Here is a 17564-nt window from a genome sequence, read left to right as displayed (position 1 = left end):
TCTTCGAGGAAGCAGCCACGAGCTACATGCAGCAGGGCGGCGAAGGGCGGTTCCTGCCTCCCATCCTGAAGCATTTCAAGGGGAGGGCGATCGGGACAATCAAGCCGGCCGAGATCCGGGGGATGGCCCTGGCGATATTCCCGAAGGCGTCGCCGGCTACCCGGAACCGGCAGGCAATCATCCCTGCGCGCGCGGTCGTCAATCATGCCCACGACCTGGGCTGGTGCGGGCCAATGAAGGTTAAGATGTTCGACGTGCCCAAGTCGAACAAGCACAAGCCCGTCGATCGGAAATGGCTCGACGCCTTCCTGGCGCAAGCCGATGCCGACAAGCTCTGGCATCTGTCGGCACTGGTCCTCTTCATGAACCAGACCGCCGCCCGCGTCTCCGAGGCTGTGAATCTCATGGGCGAACACGTCGACCTGACCGAGAGGATAGCCGTGCTTGCGAAGACGAAGACAGACGAATGGTCTGTCCGGCATCTGACCGCGGAACTGGTGGCAAGGTTGGCAACGCTCGATATTCAGGCTGGCAAGCCCGTTTTCAGCTACACCGACCCTAAGGCCGTGAACAAGCGCATGGCGGCGGTGTGCAAGCGCGCGGGCATTGAGAAGCGCACCACGCATTCAGCCGGCCGGCATTCGTTCGGCACCAATGCCATGACGATTCCCGGCGCCGACATCAAGACGGCCATGGATGCCGGTGGATGGAGGTCGGCAAAGCTCTTCCTTGAAACGTATGTTCATAGTAAAGATGCCGGCCGATCCCTCGCTGAAAAGTTCGACAAGGCTTCCGGGCCGATTGGCACAGATTTGACGCAGGCAACACAAAAGAAGAAATATCGATTTGGAAAGAAACGATAATTTGCTGCTCGCCTAATTACCTTGGTAAGGGAGAGGCCGAGAGTTCAAATCTCTCTAGCAGCACCAGTTTTTTCAGCAAATCTGGTCTCATCGGCACGTTGCGCACTGGCTTGCTGAGTTGCGCACCTATACGAATGGCCCTGTGTTGCCATTTTTTGTTCTGACGCACGGTGCCCCCGTAAAGGGTCCTCATCCAAGGTCCTCTCCTTCGTCGTCAGCTGGGATGACTTGATGAATATCCGTCACGACGTAACCCCCTCGGCTCGTCGCGGATGTACTGAACGTGGACATCCACAACAAAAGCGCTCGTGAGCGGATTGACCTCTCGTGTCATTTGGCTCTTCAGGTTTTGAAAGCTTTTCCTGAAATAGACGGGCAGAGGCTTATCATGGATGTCAGGTGTGATTCCCCTATCGCCCTTGCGGCCGCGCTCCTTCCCTGGCCCGCGATTTGCTTGGTCCATAAAGAGCATCACTTCTCGCTTTACCTGTTCGCGATGCGCGGTTTCATCCTCGCCCTCTTCTAAGAGGGGGAACTCAAGCGCCTTATCGATGTTTATCGCCGCTCCGCCGCCCTTCCTACTTCTCGCATAGCCGCCTCGGCCCGTAATACGGCTGGAACGTGCAATCATCCGGACGAAACGACCGATAGGCCCTCGCGCAAGCCCTGAAGTTGCAGGCCGGTGCAGACCCCGCCACTTGCGCGCCGCTCTCCGCCGGCGTGCCTTCGGCGAGCGCCGCGGTCATGAAGTTCCGCCAGATCCGCGCCGGCAGTTTGCCGCCGGTGACGTCCTTCATCGGCGTCTCGTCGTCATTGCCGACCCAGACGCCGACGATCAGCGGTTCGGTGAAGCCGACGAACCAGGCGTCGCGGTGGTTCTGGCTGGTGCCGGTCTTGCCGGCGGCGAGCGTGCCGATATCGGCCTCGCGGCCCGTTCCGCGCTCGACGACGAGCCGCAACAGGGAGACGAGATCGGGCCGGTACTGGCTGATATCGGTCACCGGCTGCTTGGATGGGCCGACCCGGAAGGCCTGCGGCTGGCCTTCGGCGTGCAGCGATTCGATGCCCCAGGCCTCGATCGGCGCGCGGCCCGCCCGCACCGAGGCATAGGCGCCGGTGAGATCGAGCAGGTTTACCTCCGAGGAACCGAGCGCCAGGCTCGGCGTGTCGGCGAGCTTGGCGTCGATGCCGAGTTCGCGCGCCGCGGCGATCACCTCGTCGATCCCGACCTCCGTGGCGAGCGCGACGGTCGCGGCGTTCAGCGACCGCGCGAAGGCTTCGGCGATGCTGACCATGCCGCTATAGCCGCCGCCGAAGTTCTCCGGCGACCAGCCGTTGATCTCGATCGGCGCATCCTCGACCGGGTCGAACGGCGTCAGGCCCCTCTTCAGGGCGGCATAATAGACGAACAGCTTGAAGGCCGAGCCGGGCTGGCGCATCGCCGAGAAGGCGCGATTGAAGGTGCTCTTCGTATAGTCGCGGCCGCCGACCATGGCGACGACGGCGCCCTCCGGCGTCATCGCCACCAGGGCGGCTTGCGAGACGCCCGCCTTGCCGCCTTCCCGCTTCAGCGCGTCGGCGACGACCTTGTCGGCGATCGCCTGCAGCCGCGGCACCATGGTGGTCCTCACCTTGATCGTGCCGCGATAGGGGCCGGCGAGTTCGCGGGCATCCTGCATGATCCAGTCGGCAAACCAGCTTCCCGAGCGGATCGCCGGGCTGGTCGGCTGCAGCTTGCCGACGTCGGCGCGGGCGACCTTCGCCTCTTCCGAGGTGATCCTGTTGACCTTCACCATCGCATCGAGGACCAGTTCCGCCTGCTGGCGGGCGCCGTCCGGATTGGTGAGCGGGTTGAGCTGCGAGGGGGCGCGGATAATGGCCGCCAGCATCGCCGACTCGCCGATATTGAGCTCCTGCACCTCCTTGTCGAAATAGATGCGTGCCGCCGCCGGCACGCCGGTAGCTCCGGCGCCGAGATAGATATTGTTCAGGTAGCGGGTGAGGATTTCGTCCTTGCCGAGCTTGCGCTCCAGCCAGAAGGCGATCACCGCCTCCTGGATCTTCCGCTTCCAGGTGCGGTCGCGCTCGAGATAGAGGATCTTGATCAGTTGCTGGGTGATGGTGCTGCCGCCCTGCACGACCTCGCCCGCCCCGAGATTGGTGTAGATCGCCCGGGCGATGCCCCTCAGGTCGATGCCGGAATGCTCATAGAAGCGCCGATCCTCCCTGGCGAGCACCGCCTCGACGAGATGCGGCGGAAAGTCCTTGCGCGCCGCGTAGGATCCCTGAAAGGGGCCTTGGCTCACCAGCGGCTTGCCGTCGGCGGTTTCCAGCACGACGACCGGTTTCAGCGAGCCCTCGGCGATCTCCTCCCAGGGAACATCGCGGAGCGCCCAGGCAAAGACGATAGCCAGCAGGACGAACGACGCCAGAGCCGCTGCCGCTGCGCTCCGCAGCAGGATTGTACGCCGGCTGCTGCGGCTCTTCGGTACGGCTTGCTGTTCTTCGGTTCGTGCGGCTCGCCGCGCCTTCAGCCAAAGGCTTGCCGAGCGCCCCGCCACGGCACTATCGCGTACGGTCGTCCGCCTAAGCCGCTTGATGGCGCCACGCGTAGCGGCGGCCGATTTTTTACCGGCCCGGCGGGCTGCAACCGGCACTTCCTCGGCAAGTGCCCGGCCAAGTCTGGTCAGCGCGCGGCCGAGGCCAGCAAGTGCCCTTCGGGTTTTTGCAAATGCGGCGCCCTTCGAACGGTCCGGGTGATCTCGGCTCGGCTCGGTTTCTTCTGGCCCCTGGCTCTCTGGGCCAATCTTCGACGCGGCATCGCTTTGCGCCATCCGTGCTCTCGATCAAATGTCACCCGTGCATTCGCTGGGAACGCATCGGGCGGCGAGTGGTTGCCAGAAACATGTCTAAAACATGGTGGCGCTGAATCTTATCAGTATGCCGGCTGCGGAGACCCATGAAGATATCATTAACCATATCCGAGGTTACTCGGGGAACAGCACGATCGCCGCCACAGGAATAACTCCATTTCACGCTTTGACAGCGGGAGCGGCAAATCATGCGGTCTTGGAGGACAAAGGGATGATCAAATCGGGTCTCGGCGCCACCATCGCCGTCCTCGTCGTGTCGATCGCGGTGTCCGGCATCCTCCACGTCGCTTTGTCCCAACATAGGACGCAGGCGAACGCCGCCGTCTCCGGCGAGTTCACCTCATCGATACCGCGGTGACGGTCGCCACCGTTTCCTTAAATCCTGACAGATTCAAGGATAGAACACGTTGCGATTCAAAGCGCTACAGCGACCTTTGTGCGACTGAGAAGACGCACGGCGCTGTAGGCACGCAATGCTTCAACCGGGCGCTCGGCTCGCCGGACCGTCGCGGCAAACGCCGGTCTCCGCCCACGCTAGCCGCCCGCCGGTAAGGGCGCGCCGCTCCAGACGTTGAATGATGTTGTCGGTGGTTTTTAGAAAGCCCGCTGACGCGGCTCCGGTCTGAAATCCCCGAGCTGAGCCAGAAGCTCGTCGCAGGAGCACTTCTTCCTGTCCATCAGGTCGAGGATGCGCCGGGCGGCTCTGTTGGCCTCTGCTCCATCTTTGCCGACATTGTGCAGGGCGCACCAGACATCCAGGGCTCCGCGCATAACATCGACGTCATCGGGTGAATAGGCTTGACGCACGAACCCCTCCCAAGGTGTACCTCATGCGGCCATCATGGGGCATTTGGGGGGAAATTCAAGAGAATAGTGAGGGACCCCAATAAGTCATATTATTGCGACACCGCAGACGTTTTTTGAATGCCGTCGGCCTATCGTCCGGCATCGCTGCCGGTGGTAACCGAAGCTTAAGGTTCAACCGCTAGTTTGACGATGCGATGGTGGACAATCGCTTTCTTGAAACCGGCCCCGCCGGTTTCTTTTTTTAGGGGGCCCCCTTGCGCATGAGCCTCATACGCGAACGCTCTGCTCTACGAAATCCTCCGTTCCGAAGAACCTCAAATAGCGCTGCACCTCGGCGGGATCGCCGGTCGCCTTGCGCGGATTGTCGGAAAGCTTGACGGCCGGGCGGCCGTTGGCTTCGCTGACCTTGCAGACGATCGAAATCGGGTTGAGGCCGCTGATCTCGGTCGGCGCGCAGCCGGCGAAATCGTTGGTCAGATTGGTGCCCCAGCCGAAGCTCATGCGCACGCGACCTTCGAAATGACGATAGGTCTTGATGATCGTGTCGACGTCGAGGCCGTCGGAGAAGATCAGCAGTTTGTCGCGCGGATCGCGGCCCTTTTTCTGCCACCAGGCGACGATCTTCTCGCCGCCCTCGATCGGCGGGGCGCTGTCCGGCCGGAAGCCGGTCCAGTCCGCCACCCAGTCCGGGGCATTGCGCAGGAAGGCGGCGGTGCCGAACGAATCCGGCAGGACGATCAGCAGATTGCCGCCATAGAGCTGGTTCCAGTCCTGCAGGACCTTGTAGGGAGCGGCGGCGAGCTCCTTGTCATTGCGGGCAAGTGCGGCCGCCACCATCGGCAGCTCGTGGGCATTGGTGCCGAGCGCCTCCAGATCGTTGTCCATGGCGAGGAGCACGTTGCTGGAGCCGGAGAAGGAGGCGCCGATGCCTTCCTTCAGCGCCTCGACGCACCAGCGCTGCCACAGAAAGCTGTGCCGGCGGCGGGTGCCGAAGTCGGAAATGCGCAGGCTCGGATAATGCCGCAGCTGCTCGACCTTCGACCACATCCTGGCCTTGGCGCGCGCATAGAGCACGTCGAGCGTGAAGGGGCCGAGACCCTTCATCGCGGCGCGCGAGCGCAGTTCGTTGATGATCGCCAGCGCCGGAATCTCCCACATCGTCGTCTCGACCCAGCGGCCGCGGAAGGCCAGCTCGAACTGACCGTCGCGGCGCGACAGCTCGTATTCGGGCAGGCGGAACTTGGCGAGCCAGCTGAGGAATTCCGGCGAGAAGATCTGCTTGCGCCCATAGAACGTGTTACCGGCGAGCCAGATCATCTCCTTCTTGGTGAAACGCAGGGTGCGGGCGTGATCGAGCTGGTCGCGCAGCTCCTGTTCGTCGATCTCCTCGGCGAGACGCACGGTCTTGGTGCGGTTGATCAGCGAGAAGGTCGCGTCGACATCCGGATAGAGCTGCCAGATCATCTGCAGCATCAGCAGCTTGTAGAAATCCGTATCCAACAGGCTGCGGATGATCGGATCGAGCTTCCAGGTGTGGTTATAGACCCGCCGCGCGATATCGGTCTTGGGCATCTGCGACTACGCTCCTTCTGGATCCCCATGGGCCATAGCGATCGATTGATCCTGCTTCGGGCTAGAGCAACTCGACGCCCGCCTCGCGCATACGCCCAGTCATCGCGGCAAGCGATCCGTTGAGATCGATGCCGCGACAGGCGCCGAGCACGACGGAGGTCGAAAAACCCTGGGCGACTGCATCGAGCGCCGAGTAGGCGACGCAGAAATCGGTTGCCAGACCGCAGAGGGTCACCTTGGATATTCCACGCTCGTGCAAATAGCCGGCGAGGCCCGTCGGGGTCCGGTGGTCGTTCTCGAAGAAGGCCGAATAGCTGTCGATTTCGGTGCGGAACCCCTTGCGCACGATCAGTTCCGCCGTCGTCCACCGCAAAGCGGGGTGAAAATCGGCGCCCGGGCTGCCCTGGACGCAATGATCGGGCCAAAGCGTCTGCTCGCCATAGGGCATCGTCACCGTCTGGAAAGGCGCCTTGCCGGGATGGCTCGACGCGAAGCTCGAATGGCCGGCCGGGTGCCAGTCCTGCGTCAGGATGACGTGCCGGGCCCCTTCGATGAGGCGGTTGACGATCGGCACGACTTCATCGCCATCCTCGACCGCGAGCGCGCCGCCCGGGCAGAAGTCATTTTGCATGTCGATGACGATCAGGGCATCTTCAGCCATGGCCACTCCTCGCGATCGCCGGCGGACATTGGCGGTCGGCAAATCGATTTAAGCGCAAGATCAATCACAGAACGCGCGAGGCGGCAAGCATGTTCACCGGCGGCGGCCGCTCGGCGCGAATGATGGCAAGCCTCTAAAGGCGATCGATTCTAGGATGTTAACGCGCGGCGCGGGCGGGCGCGGCTCCGTTTCAGAAGCGTGGCCTGTGGGGACGTGACTCCCCCACGTGACCATCAATTGTTGAGATCGTTCAGGTTGTCGGCGATGCTGACGCCGGAATTCGCAATGCCGATCGGCCGCGCGATGAATTCCATGAACTTGGAGATGTCGACCGAGGGGTGGCGCGAGGCGTAGATGACGTCGCGGTTCTTGATCGGGAAGGTCTGTCCGACGATCAAACTGTCGGGGTTCGTCATGTTGAAACGGTAGACGATCGGATAGCGGCCGACCCTGTCGGGCTGCATGCCCTTGCTCAGCATCGTGTTGAAACGCTCCCGGCCGAGCAGGCTCATGACGATGTCCGGCTCCTCGTAGCGGAAGACGAAATAGCCCTTCGCATCGATGGTGCGATCCGCCCCGCCGCCGGCCAGCGCCACGGCTTCGAGCAGGTTCAGATCGTTGGCGCCGAATTCGACGCGCTGGTTGGCCCGCACCTGGCCGAGGATCGTGAAGGTGCGCGGGTCGCGGGTAACGAAAATCTGGTCGCCCTGCTTGACATGGATGTTTTCCGACGGGCTCTCGATGATCGACTTCAGCAGAACCGTTCCGGTCTTCTTGCCGCGCACCAGCGTGACATAGGTCTCGTAGGGCTGCGCCGAGGGACCACCGGCCTTGGCGATGACCTCGTTGATCGTTTCGCTGACCAGATTGAGCGGCACCACCGACGGGCGGCCGACGGCGCCGGAGACGGTGACGATGCGCGACGCGGTCGAGGTGCTGGTGACAATGACGTCCGGCTCCACGGCCTTCTGCTTCAACGCGTCGAGGATCGCCTGGCGCGCCTGCTCCAGCGTCAAGCCGGCGAAGCGAACGGAGCCGACATAGGGGATTGCCGCCTTGCCGTCCGGCTGGACGACGAGGTCGATGCTCGTTTGTTTCGATTCCGTTGTGGAAAACAGGCCGTCGCTGCCCGCCTCGAAGATGGTGACCTTCAACTGGTCGCCGACGCCGATCACTACCTGGCCGACCCCGCCGCCAATGCCGAAGCGGCGGCTCAGCGTCGTCGCCACATATTCGGAAACGAGCCGTGCGGACTGGCCGTCGATATCGATGATATCGAAAACGGTGGCGTTCCTCCTGCCGATCTCCGATCCCGACTGGCCGGCTTCTGCGACGATGGCGCTTGTCAGTGGCCCCTCGCCCGGTACAGCCTGACATCCCGCAAGTGCGGTACAAAGCAGAAGGGCAGTCACTCGTTTCACTACTTCACTCCGTATTCGGCACAGCGATGATTCTGTTCAAAGATCTGCGCCGCATCCTTCCCGGCAGGATCCGCCGGTCCCTGAAAAGCACAATCGCCGTCCCACAACAAGCCACCCGCCGTTAAGCTGGCCAAAATATTCGGCACTGCGCCTTTCCGGTCATACCCGCTCGAAATCGGTTACGAACTGTCGCCGTAATTGTGTTGGACGCGGGCGGCGGGACGTTTATCTAGGCCTTTGGGGTTGAAAGCTAGGCACTATGAGTTAAAAGCTCGCTAATACAGCAGGGGGGACATTAAAGGGGAAAACCACCCAGCAAATGTATCGTCGGTTGCAATTTTCGTTTGGCTCTGCAATTGGCTAGGACAATTTAAGGGCAGTTCTAGAGCGTTTGATCATACATGACTGTTGAAATCATAGGGCGTGCATGCCTGGCACCTGGAGCGCAATCGCCGCAGGCGCTCTTCAAAATTCTGCGTCAAGGCATGTGCACCGTTACCAGCGTGCCGGGCGATCGTTGGGACTTGGCGCGCTTCTGGCACCCGGTGATGGGAACGCAGGGCAAAACCTATTCGTTTGCCGCCGGCGTTCTCGAGACGATCTATGATTTCGACCCGGCCGTATTCGGCATGTCGCAGCGCGAGGCGATGTATATGGACCCGCAGCAGCGGGTGCTGCTGCAGCTCGCCTGGCGTGCGCTCGAGGACGCAAATATATCGATAGCGTCGCTGCACGGGGAGAATGTCGGCGTCTATGTGGGCGCATCGAGCCTCGATCACGCCAACCTGACGGTCGAGGACCCGGCTGCCGCCGGCCCTTACTTCATGACGGGCAATACGCTCTCGATCGTCTCCAACCGCATATCGCACGTCTTCGGGCTGAGTGGCCCGAGCATGACGGTCGACACTGCCTGTTCCTCCTCGCTCGTCGCGCTCGACCAGGCGATGCGGGCGCTCAACGCCGGCGAGATCGACACGGCGATCGTCGGCGGCGTCAATATTCTCGCTCATCCCCTCCCTTTCGTCGGCTTCGCCCAGGCGCGCATGCTGTCGCCGGAGGGCCTCTGCCGCGCCTATGACAATGACGGCGCCGGCTATGTCCGGGCGGAAGGCGGCGTCGTCTTCGTCCTGCGGCGCTCGGACCGGGCCCGTCGGGAAAGGGACCGGAGCTATGCGAGGATCGTCGCCTCCGGCGTCAACTCGGCCGGTCGCACCAACGGCATCTCGCTCCCTTCGCGCGAGGCGCAGGCCAATCTGCTGAAAGCCATCTACGAGGGCAACGGCATCGATGCCAACCAGGTGGCCTTCGTCGAAGGCCATGGCACAGGCACCAAGGTCGGCGACCCGGCGGAGGTGTGGTCCATCGGCACGGTCATCGGCGCCAAGCGCCGGGCTCCGGTGCCGATCGGCTCCATCAAGTCGAATATCGGCCACACCGAGCCGGCTTCGGGCCTGTTCGGCATGATGAAGGCCGTGTTGGCGCTCGAGCACAATTACCTTCCGGCGTCGCTGCATTTCGATACGCCGAACGAGCATATCGATTTCGACAGCCTCAATGTTCGCGTGACGGCCAATCCGATCGAACTCCTGAAGGGCAAGCGCGCCCGGCTCGCCGGCATCAACTCCTTCGGCTTCGGTGGCGCCAACGCCCATGTCGTCATCAGCGATCCGGACCCGGTCCCGCAGGAGAGGGCCACGGCCGGCTCGGCGGGACAAGTGTTTCTCGCGAGCGCCCACACGCAGTCGAGCCTCGAAAACCTGCTCCGGGACTACAAGGCAACGTTTGCGGGTGCCTCCAAGGAAGAGACGCGGGCCATCATCGCCGCCTCGGGCGCGAACCGCACCCATATGCGCCACCGTTTTGCCGCGCGCAGCGACCATCCCGAAGACATCGTCCGGGCGATCGCCAGCTACCTCGAGAAGCCAGGTTCCGATATCGGGGAAGTCGGCGAGGCGCCGCTCAAGAATGCGCAGGTTGCCTTCGTCTTCTCCGGCAACGGCTCGCAATGGGCCGGCATGGGCGTCGAGGCCTTCCGTGAAAACCTGCACTTCCGCCAGTCCTTCACCTCTGTCAGTGCCCTCTTTAGATTCCACTCGGATATCGATCTCAAGGACCTGCTGACCGACCCGGAGCTGGACAAGCGGCTCGCGGACACCAAGGTCGCCCAACCCCTGCTGTTCGCGATCCAGGCGGCGCTTTCAGACTCGCTCGTGGCGATGGGGATCAAGCCGGCCGCCGTGTTCGGGCATTCGGTCGGCGAGATCGCCGCAGCCTATGCGGCAGGCGCCCTGTCGCTGGTCGATGCCGTGTCGATCGTCGCGAAGCGCTCGCTGCACCAGGACCTGCTTGCGGGCGAGGGCACGATGGCAGCCGTGATGCTCGGCGAGGAGGCGGCCGCCGCCTTCGCGCAGGCGCGGGGCCTCGACGAGGTCTGCGTCGCAGCCGTCAACGCGCATAATTCGGTGACGATTTCCGGCCCGGCACACGAGGTCACCGCGTTCCGCGACGCCGCCCGCAAGGCGAAGATCCCCGTCCAGATCCTCGACATCAACTACCCGTTCCACCATCCGATCATCGACCAGGCGAAGGAGGCATTCCTTGCCGATATTCCCGATATCGCCCCGCGTCGGACGGAGCTGACCTACCTCTCGACGGTTACCGGCAGTGCTCTCGACGGTACGGAGCTCGATCCGGATTATTGGTGGAAGAATGTCCGCGAGCCGGTGCGCTTCCAAGCGGCCACCGATGCCGCGCTCGCGCTCGGCTGCCGGTTATTCATCGAAATCTCTCCGCGACCGATCCTCGCCTCCTATGTCAAAGAGACGATCAAGCAGGCGGCGGTTCCGGCAGCGGTGGTGCCGACCCTGCTTCGCGATGCCGGAGAGAGGGGGCAGGACCCGATCTCCGCATCGATGGCGCGGGCCGTCGCGCACGGTGCAGCGGTCGACCGGCCGCGTGTCTACGGCAAGCGCGACGCGTTCATAGAGCTGCCGAGCCTGCCGTTCGAGCCTATCGAGCTGCGCCCGCAGACCACCACCGATGCGACCGACCTCTTCGGCCGCTCCGGCAAGGCCTACCGCCTTATTGGCTGGCGCGGCGATCCCAACAGCGGCAGCTGGAAAAACCATGTCGACGCGCATCTTTTCCCGGATCTCGCCGAACACGTCGTCGACGGCAAGGCGATCCTGCCGGGCAGCGGTTTCATCGAGATCGCCGTCTCCGCGGCACAGCAATATTATGGCAGCGACGAGGTCGAGATCACCAATCTCGAGATCGTGCGGCCGCTCGAACTCAGCGACAGCCGGATCGTGGAACTCTCGACCATCCTGTCGCCAGAGACGGGCGACATCGAGATCCGTTCGCGTGAGCGCCTGTCGGAGGACGACTGGACGGTGCATGCGGTGGCGAGAAGCCGCAAGCCGATAGCCGGTGCGAACGGAAAGCATCCGTCCATCTCCGGCCTGGCCAAGACAGGCATCGTCACTCCGGCAATGGCCTATGACACGGCCAAGCATTTCGGGCTCGACTACGGCCCGCATTTCCAACTGCTGACCCGGGCGGTCGCCTACGGGGAGCGGCTGATCGATGTCGAACTGAAGGCTCCGGCTGGATCGGGGCATCCCCTCGTCAGCTATGCACTCCACCCGATCTCCGTCGACGCGACCTTCCACGGGCTGGTGGCGCTCTTCGATCGCTTCACCGGCGACAAGGGCGGCGCGCCTTATATTCCGGTCCGCTTCGGTTCAGTGCGCGTCGTCAATGCAGGCCGGCCGATTGCGCGTGCGACGGTTGAGATCGACAGCGTCAGCGCCAATTCGATCAAGGCCCGGTTCCATTTCTTCGATGCGGCGGGCGAACCGATTGCGCATTTCGACGATTGTCGTTTCCGCCGGACCTATCTGCGCAAGCACAAGACGCTCGACAGCCTATCCTTCCATTATGAGGCGGTGCTGTCCGACGTGATCCTGCCCGGCACGAAGCGCGCGGGGGCGGCCCCCGCGAAGCTGACGGAACCGGCCGCCGCCAACAGCGGCGTCGACAATGCAACGCTGCTCTTCAATGCAGCCATCTATCGCGCCTGTCATGAGATCGCGCACAAGCTGGCGCGCGGAAAGAGCACGATCCCGGATAATCGGTTGCCCGGCGATTTCGCGTTTCAATGCTTCTTAACGAACTGCTTCTACGCTCTCGAGGACGCGGGGCTCTGCGAACATCAGAACGGCAGCTGGAGAGTTGCGCCGGAGTTTACGCTTCCCTCCATCGAGGAGATTCTCGGCGAACTCTATGGCGAGCGCCCCGACCGCGCCGTGGAAGCGGTACTGATCAACAACGCCTATGCGGAAGCGCTGAGCCGTCTCGATATGCTGCTGGCGCGAACGGCCGACGGCGAAACGGCGGCTTTCAACGCCGGCTTTATCAGCGAGGCGACGCTCGATCACCAGACCGTCCACTCGGTGGCAAGTCGTTCACGCATGGATCAGGTCCTCGGCATGGTCGAACAGGCCCTGGACGCACAGGTGGGCGGCGCACGCCTGCGCATCGTCGAGTTGGGCAGTGTCTCCGCCGGCTTCACGCGGCGCTTGGCCGACCTGGCGGCAAGGCATGGAACGACCCTTTCGGTCGTCGAGCCGCGCGACAATGCCCAGCGCAATCTCGAGATCGCTTTCGAGGAAGACGCCCATGTGCGCATTCTGAAGAAGAGCGATTTCGCTGCGATCGGGCCCTTCGATCTCGCCGTCAGCGCTTCCGACAACCTGTACCCGTTGATCGAAGAGGAAGCCGGAGTCCGCTCCGCGCTGCGTTCGATGTTGCGGGAAAGCGGCGCGCTCGTTGCTGCCGTCAGTGCTCCGTCGATCTTCGGTGACTTCGCCTTCGGCCTCTCCGACGGCTGGTTCGAACGCAGTCAGACGGCGGAGTTCCCGATCGGCAGGCTCGCCGCTGCGTCGCACTGGCAGAAATGTCTGGCCGATCTCGAGCTCAACGAGGTCGACGTCAGCGATTGCGAGTGCCCCCATGGCCATACGATTCTGATCGAAGCGCGCGGCACGAGCATCGCGACAGGGCCGATGACCAGCGAGGCTGGCGTGGTTCCCTTTTTGCTGATCGAAACGGGCACCCTGCCCAGTTCGGTCCCAGCCGAGGCCATCCCGGTCGTCGTCTCTGGCGACATGGCCGCTGATGTCGCCGCGCTCGGGCCAGCGCTCGACAGGCTCGACGGAACGCCGGTCCGCGCGGTGTTCGTCTCTGCGACGGCAGACCAGATTGGCGACGAAGACTCCGACTTGCTGCAGACGCAGGTGCTGGCGCTCAGCGCCTTTGCCGAAGCGCTGAAGCAGCGCGTTGGAAACGGCGAGCCTGCCGGAGCCGAGCGTCCCCGTCTCGTGCTGGTCGCACCGGGCGGCGCTCCGGTTTCGGAATCGGCAAGCTCAGGCGTGAATTCGGGATTGTGGACATTCGTCCGCGTGTTGCAAAACGAGTACGAGTTCCTCGACGTTCACGCGCTCGATGTCTGCGACCACGCGGAAGCGGATCATGTGGAGTTGCTTGCCTCGGCGCTGCCGCTGCTCGCGATCGAAGGCTCGAACCGCGAATGGCTGCTTGATCGGAAGACGGGCCTGGTCTCGGAGATCCGCGCCGTATCCGGCCCCGCCGCCAAGACCGAAGGAAAGACCGGGGCTTTCCCGGCCGCGACCATTCGCCAGCGCGTCAGTTCCCAGGTGAGCAGCATCGCCTGGGAAGAAACCGACGTGCCGCGGGCCGGACTGGGTGAAATCGTCGTCTCCGTTGCCGCCACGGGGCTCAACTTCCGCGATGTCATGTGGGCCATGGGCCTGTTGCCGGAAGAAGCGCTTGAAGACGGCTTCGCCGGTGCGACGATCGGCATGGAGCTTTCCGGCCATGTGGTCGAAGTCGGCGAGGGCATTGACGATCTCGCGGTCGGCGATGCGGTCATGGCGATCGCCTCCTCCGCCTTCTCGACACACGCGGTCGTCTCCCGGGCGGGCGTCGCCAAACTGCCGCAGACGATCAGCCCGGTGGCCGCCGCCACCCTGCCGGTCGCCTTCCTCACTGCCTATTATGCGATGGTCGAGCTCGGCCGAATCCGGGCCGGCGAGACGATCCTCATCCACGGCGCTGCCGGCGGGGTCGGCCTCGCCGCACTCCAGGTTGCCAAGCTGAAGGGCGCCAAAGTCATCGCGACGGCCGGTACCCGCGAGAAGCGGCGTTTCCTGACGATGCTCGGAGCCGACTACGTCTTCGATTCCCGGTCGCTCGGCTTCGTCAACGAAGTTCGTGCCGTCACCGGCGGGGAAGGCGTGGATCTCGTCCTCAACTCGCTCTTCGCCGAGGCGATGGAGCAGAGCCTTGCCCTCGTCAAGCCCTTCGGGCGGTTCCTGGAACTCGGCAAGCGCGACTATTACGCCGACAGCAAGATCGGCCTCCGGCCGTTCCGCCGCAACATTAGCTATTTCGGCATCGACGCCGACCAGCTCCTCGTCAACCAGCCGGAGCTGACCAGGCGGATCTTCCTGGAGATCGGCGAACTGTTCGATGAGGGCAGGCTGACGCCGCTTCCCTATCGTGCCTTCGACTTCGACGAGATCGGCAATGCGTTCCGGCTGATGCAGAATGCCGGCCATATCGGCAAGATCGTCGTGCTGCCGCCGGTCGCCGGCCAGCACGAGATCGCCGCGAAGCGGCGCCGGGGCATGAAGGTCGATCCGGACGGCATGCATCTGGTCGTCGGTGGTATCGGCGGCTTCGGACTGATGGCGGCCAATTGGCTCGTCGAGAAGGGAGCGCGCAACATCGCGCTCTGCTCGCGCCGTGGCCAACCGGATGCCGCGACGAGCGCGATGATCGATCGCTGGAAGAAAGCCGGCGTGGCGGCCTCGCTGCACGCCTGCGACGTCACCGATGCCGCTGCCGTCGAAACGCTTCTCGCGACCCTTCGGTCGCAGGCGCCGCTGCGCTCGATCGTGCATGCGGCAATGGTGCTCGACGATGCGCTGATCAGCAACCTGACCCGCGGACGCAACCGGCCGGTCATCGACGTGAAAGCGAAGGGCGCGGCGATCCTCGACCGGCTGACGCGCGCGGACACGCTCGACAACTTTATCCTGTTCTCCTCGGCAACGACGCTCGTCGGCAATCCGGGCCAGGCCAACTATGTCGCCGCCAACGGCTATCTCGAGGGTCTCGCCCGCGCACGCCGCTCGGAGGGGCTGGCGGGGCTGGCAGTCGGCTTCGGCGCCATCGCCGATGCGGGTTATCTGACGCAGAACGCGGAGGTGAACGACCTTCTCGCCAAGCGCATCGGCAAGACGGCGCTCAAGGCCCAGGTGGCGCTCGATATGGTGGAGAGCCATATCGCTGCCGATCCGGGCAGCGTCGATGCCGCGGTGGTGATGATCTCGGAGATCGACTGGGCGGCGGCGCGCAATCTCCCGGTGGCCCGCAACGCCCTCTTCGAGGTGATCCTGCGCGGCGCCGACCAGCACGCCTCCGGCGCAGAAGGCACCAAGCTGGACCTCGTCGCAATGATCGAGGGCAAGTCGCCGCAGGAGGCGGAGGACATCCTGTTCGATCTGGTCGCGAGCGAGATCGCCGCCATTCTCCGCGTGGCCAAGGATACGGTGACGCGCGGCAAGATCCTGAAGGAAATCGGCCTCGACAGCCTGATGGCGGTCGAGCTCGGCATCAGCTTCCAACAGAATACCGGATTCGACATGCCGCTCAGCGGTGTCGCCGACAGCACGACCGTCGGAGACGTTGCGCGCAAGCTCTATGAAAAGGTAAGCAAGCGCGATCAGAGCGACGAGGCCGAGACCACCGACGACAAGCTCGTCACCGAACTGACGCAACGCCATATCGGAGCAGCCAAGGAAAAAGCACTGAGCCAATGAGCAACGACGGAAACGGCCAGACCTTCTCCAAGATGAACAGCAGTCTGAAGGAGAACCTGCTGGACAGGATGAGGAACACCCATCAATCCTCCGAGCGCAACCGGATGGCGCGCTCGGAGCGGGACTTGCCGCCTGCCCCGCGTCGCCAACAAGCTCGCTTCGAGGACCTGCCGGAATATAAGCAAGTGCAGGCACAGAAGTTCGCGAGCGAGCAGCTCGGCATCGCCAATCCGTTCTATCGGGCGCATCAGACGGCGGCGGGCGCGACGACGGTGATCGATGGGCGCAAGCTCATCAACTTCGCTTCCTATGACTATCTCGGCCTGAACAGGCACGCCCACGTGCTCGACAGGGCGCGCGAGACGATCGAAACCTTCGGGATTTCCGCCTCGGCGAGCAGGCTTGTTGCGGGCGAAAGACCGGTGCATGTCGAGCTCGAGGAGCGGATCGCCCGCTTCTACGGCGTCGATGCGGCCGTTTGCTTCGTCAGCGGCTATCTCACCAATGTGGCCGCCATCGGCTGCCTGTTGGGGCCAAAGGACCTCGTCATCCATGACGAGTTCATCCACAACAGCGCCCTTGCCGGCATCAAGCTTTCGGGCGCCGCGCGCCGCCTGTTCAAGCACAACGACACGGCCGACCTGGAACATGTGCTGCGCACCGTTTCCGGCGACTATCGCCACATCATGGTGATCGTCGAAGGCATCTATTCGATGGATGGCGACGTCGCCAACTTGCCGGCACTTCTGAAGCTCAAGGCCGAATTCGGCTTCTGGCTGATGGTGGACGAAGCCCATTCGCTGGGCGTCCTGGGCCGACGGGGCAAGGGCCTGGCGGAGCATTTCGGCGTTGATCCGCACGAGGTCGACATCTGGATGGGAACGCTGTCGAAAACCACTTCGAGCTGCGGCGGCTACATCGCCGGCAGCGAGGCACTTGCGGCGGTGCTCAAGGCGTCGGCCGGCGGCTTCGTCTACAGCGTCGGCCTCGCGCCCGTTCTCGGCGCGTCGGCGGTTGCGAGCCTCGACGTTCTCGAACGGGAGCCGGAGCGCACCGCAGCGCTGAGGCGCAATGGCGCCCTGTTCCTGAAATTCGCCCGGGAGGCCGGTCTCGACACCGGCTTGAGCGGCGGTTACTCGGTCGTGCCGGTGATCGTTGGCGATTCCCTCAGGGCGGTACAGCTTTCGAACGACCTGCACGCCGCCGGCATCAACGTGCTGCCGATCATCCATCCCGCCGTCCCGGAAGGCATGGCGCGGCTGCGCTACTTCATCACCAGCGAGCATACGGAGGAGCAGATCCGCCGCACCGTGACGCTGACCGCCGAGCGCCTGACGGATCTCACTGAACGGAATTTCGGCCTCGGCGGCGTCGATATCGACCAGATGCTGAAGGCGCTCTCGGCGCGCTAGAGCGGGATGAGGAAAAGCGTGCGCGGTTTTCCGCCCAAATCCCGCTCC

General features: G+C 63.6%; 10 protein-coding genes. 4 read left to right on the top strand and 6 right to left on the bottom strand.

Features of this window, described 5'->3' with window-relative positions; all coding sequences use genetic code 11:
* Positions 1-26: 26 nt before the first annotated feature.
* Positions 27-863: a tyrosine-type recombinase/integrase gene (locus CO676_RS02165; protein ID WP_179875385.1), complete on the top strand. Its 837-nt coding sequence runs from the start codon at positions 27-29 to the stop codon at positions 861-863.
* A gap of 214 nt (positions 864-1077) precedes the next feature.
* Here the strand turns inward: CO676_RS02165 and CO676_RS34405 are convergent, their stop codons facing one another.
* Together CO676_RS34405 and CO676_RS02155 are read right to left on the bottom strand one after the other, a co-directional pair.
* A complete protein-coding gene (locus CO676_RS34405) occupies positions 1078-1494 on the bottom strand; it encodes a hypothetical protein (protein WP_144340110.1) in 417 nt (138 codons plus the stop codon).
* The gene (locus CO676_RS02155) at positions 1442-3697 is read right to left on the bottom strand and encodes a PBP1A family penicillin-binding protein (RefSeq protein WP_097519490.1); all 2256 of its coding nucleotides are present in this window, start codon (positions 3695-3697) and stop codon (positions 1442-1444) included. The genes CO676_RS34405 and CO676_RS02155 overlap by 53 nt, the downstream gene beginning before the upstream one ends.
* Positions 3698-3947: 250 nt before the next feature.
* Here CO676_RS02155 and CO676_RS02150 point away from each other — a divergent pair, with 250 nt between their 5' ends.
* Positions 3948-4094 (top strand): hypothetical protein, encoded by a 147-nt coding sequence (locus CO676_RS02150; protein ID WP_080605732.1) that lies wholly within the window; start codon positions 3948-3950, stop codon positions 4092-4094.
* A gap of 236 nt (positions 4095-4330) precedes the next feature.
* On the opposite strand, the gene CO676_RS02145 is transcribed toward CO676_RS02150, so the two are convergent.
* The 4 genes from CO676_RS02145 to CO676_RS02130 all read right to left on the bottom strand — a co-directional run bounded on the left by CO676_RS02145 (position 4331) and on the right by CO676_RS02130 (position 8197).
* The gene (locus CO676_RS02145) at positions 4331-4543 is read right to left on the bottom strand and encodes a hypothetical protein (RefSeq protein ID WP_014760992.1); all 213 of its coding nucleotides are present in this window, start codon (positions 4541-4543) and stop codon (positions 4331-4333) included.
* Positions 4544-4810: 267 nt separating this feature from the next.
* On the bottom strand, positions 4811-6115 hold the full coding sequence (gene pncB, locus CO676_RS02140; RefSeq protein ID WP_014760991.1) for a nicotinate phosphoribosyltransferase: 1305 nt from the start codon (positions 6113-6115) through the stop codon (positions 4811-4813).
* Between the two features lie 61 nt (positions 6116-6176).
* On the bottom strand, positions 6177-6776 hold the full coding sequence (gene pncA / locus CO676_RS02135) for a bifunctional nicotinamidase/pyrazinamidase (RefSeq protein WP_014760990.1): 600 nt from the start codon (positions 6774-6776) through the stop codon (positions 6177-6179).
* Between the two features lie 233 nt (positions 6777-7009).
* The gene (locus CO676_RS02130; RefSeq protein ID WP_014760988.1) at positions 7010-8197 is read right to left on the bottom strand and encodes a polysaccharide biosynthesis/export family protein; all 1188 of its coding nucleotides are present in this window, start codon (positions 8195-8197) and stop codon (positions 7010-7012) included.
* A 401-nt stretch (positions 8198-8598) separates the two neighbouring features.
* Here CO676_RS02130 and CO676_RS02125 point away from each other — a divergent pair, with 401 nt between their 5' ends.
* Positions 8599-16104 (top strand): type I polyketide synthase, encoded by a 7506-nt coding sequence (locus CO676_RS02125; protein ID WP_097519489.1) that lies wholly within the window; start codon positions 8599-8601, stop codon positions 16102-16104.
* Positions 16101-17516 (top strand): aminotransferase class I/II-fold pyridoxal phosphate-dependent enzyme, encoded by a 1416-nt coding sequence (locus CO676_RS02120; protein ID WP_097519488.1) that lies wholly within the window; start codon positions 16101-16103, stop codon positions 17514-17516. The genes CO676_RS02125 and CO676_RS02120 overlap by 4 nt, the downstream gene beginning before the upstream one ends.
* Positions 17517-17564 lie beyond the last annotated feature (48 nt).

The sequence above is a fragment of the Sinorhizobium sp. BJ1 genome, assembly GCF_002531555.1.
GTDB lineage: Bacteria > Pseudomonadota > Alphaproteobacteria > Rhizobiales > Rhizobiaceae > Sinorhizobium > Sinorhizobium fredii_B.
This window is presented reverse-complemented; position numbering and strand designations above follow the sequence as displayed.

Excerpts from the sequence above, each read along its gene's own strand:
- CO676_RS02155 (WP_097519490.1), bottom strand. The coding sequence starts at position 3,697 with ATGGCGCAAAGCGATGCCGCGTCGAAGATTGGCCCAGAGAGCCAGGGG.
- CO676_RS02120 (WP_097519488.1), top strand. The coding sequence starts at position 16,101 with ATGAGCAACGACGGAAACGGCCAGACCTTCTCCAAGATGAACAGCAGT.
- CO676_RS02165 (WP_179875385.1), top strand. The coding sequence starts at position 27 with ATGCAGCAGGGCGGCGAAGGGCGGTTCCTGCCTCCCATCCTGAAGCAT.
- CO676_RS34405 (WP_144340110.1), bottom strand. The coding sequence starts at position 1,494 with ATGATTGCACGTTCCAGCCGTATTACGGGCCGAGGCGGCTATGCGAGA.
- CO676_RS02125 (WP_097519489.1), top strand. The coding sequence starts at position 8,599 with ATGACTGTTGAAATCATAGGGCGTGCATGCCTGGCACCTGGAGCGCAA.
- pncB (WP_014760991.1), bottom strand. The coding sequence starts at position 6,115 with ATGCCCAAGACCGATATCGCGCGGCGGGTCTATAACCACACCTGGAAG.
- CO676_RS02150 (WP_080605732.1), top strand. The coding sequence starts at position 3,948 with ATGATCAAATCGGGTCTCGGCGCCACCATCGCCGTCCTCGTCGTGTCG.
- pncA (WP_014760990.1), bottom strand. The coding sequence starts at position 6,776 with ATGGCTGAAGATGCCCTGATCGTCATCGACATGCAAAATGACTTCTGC.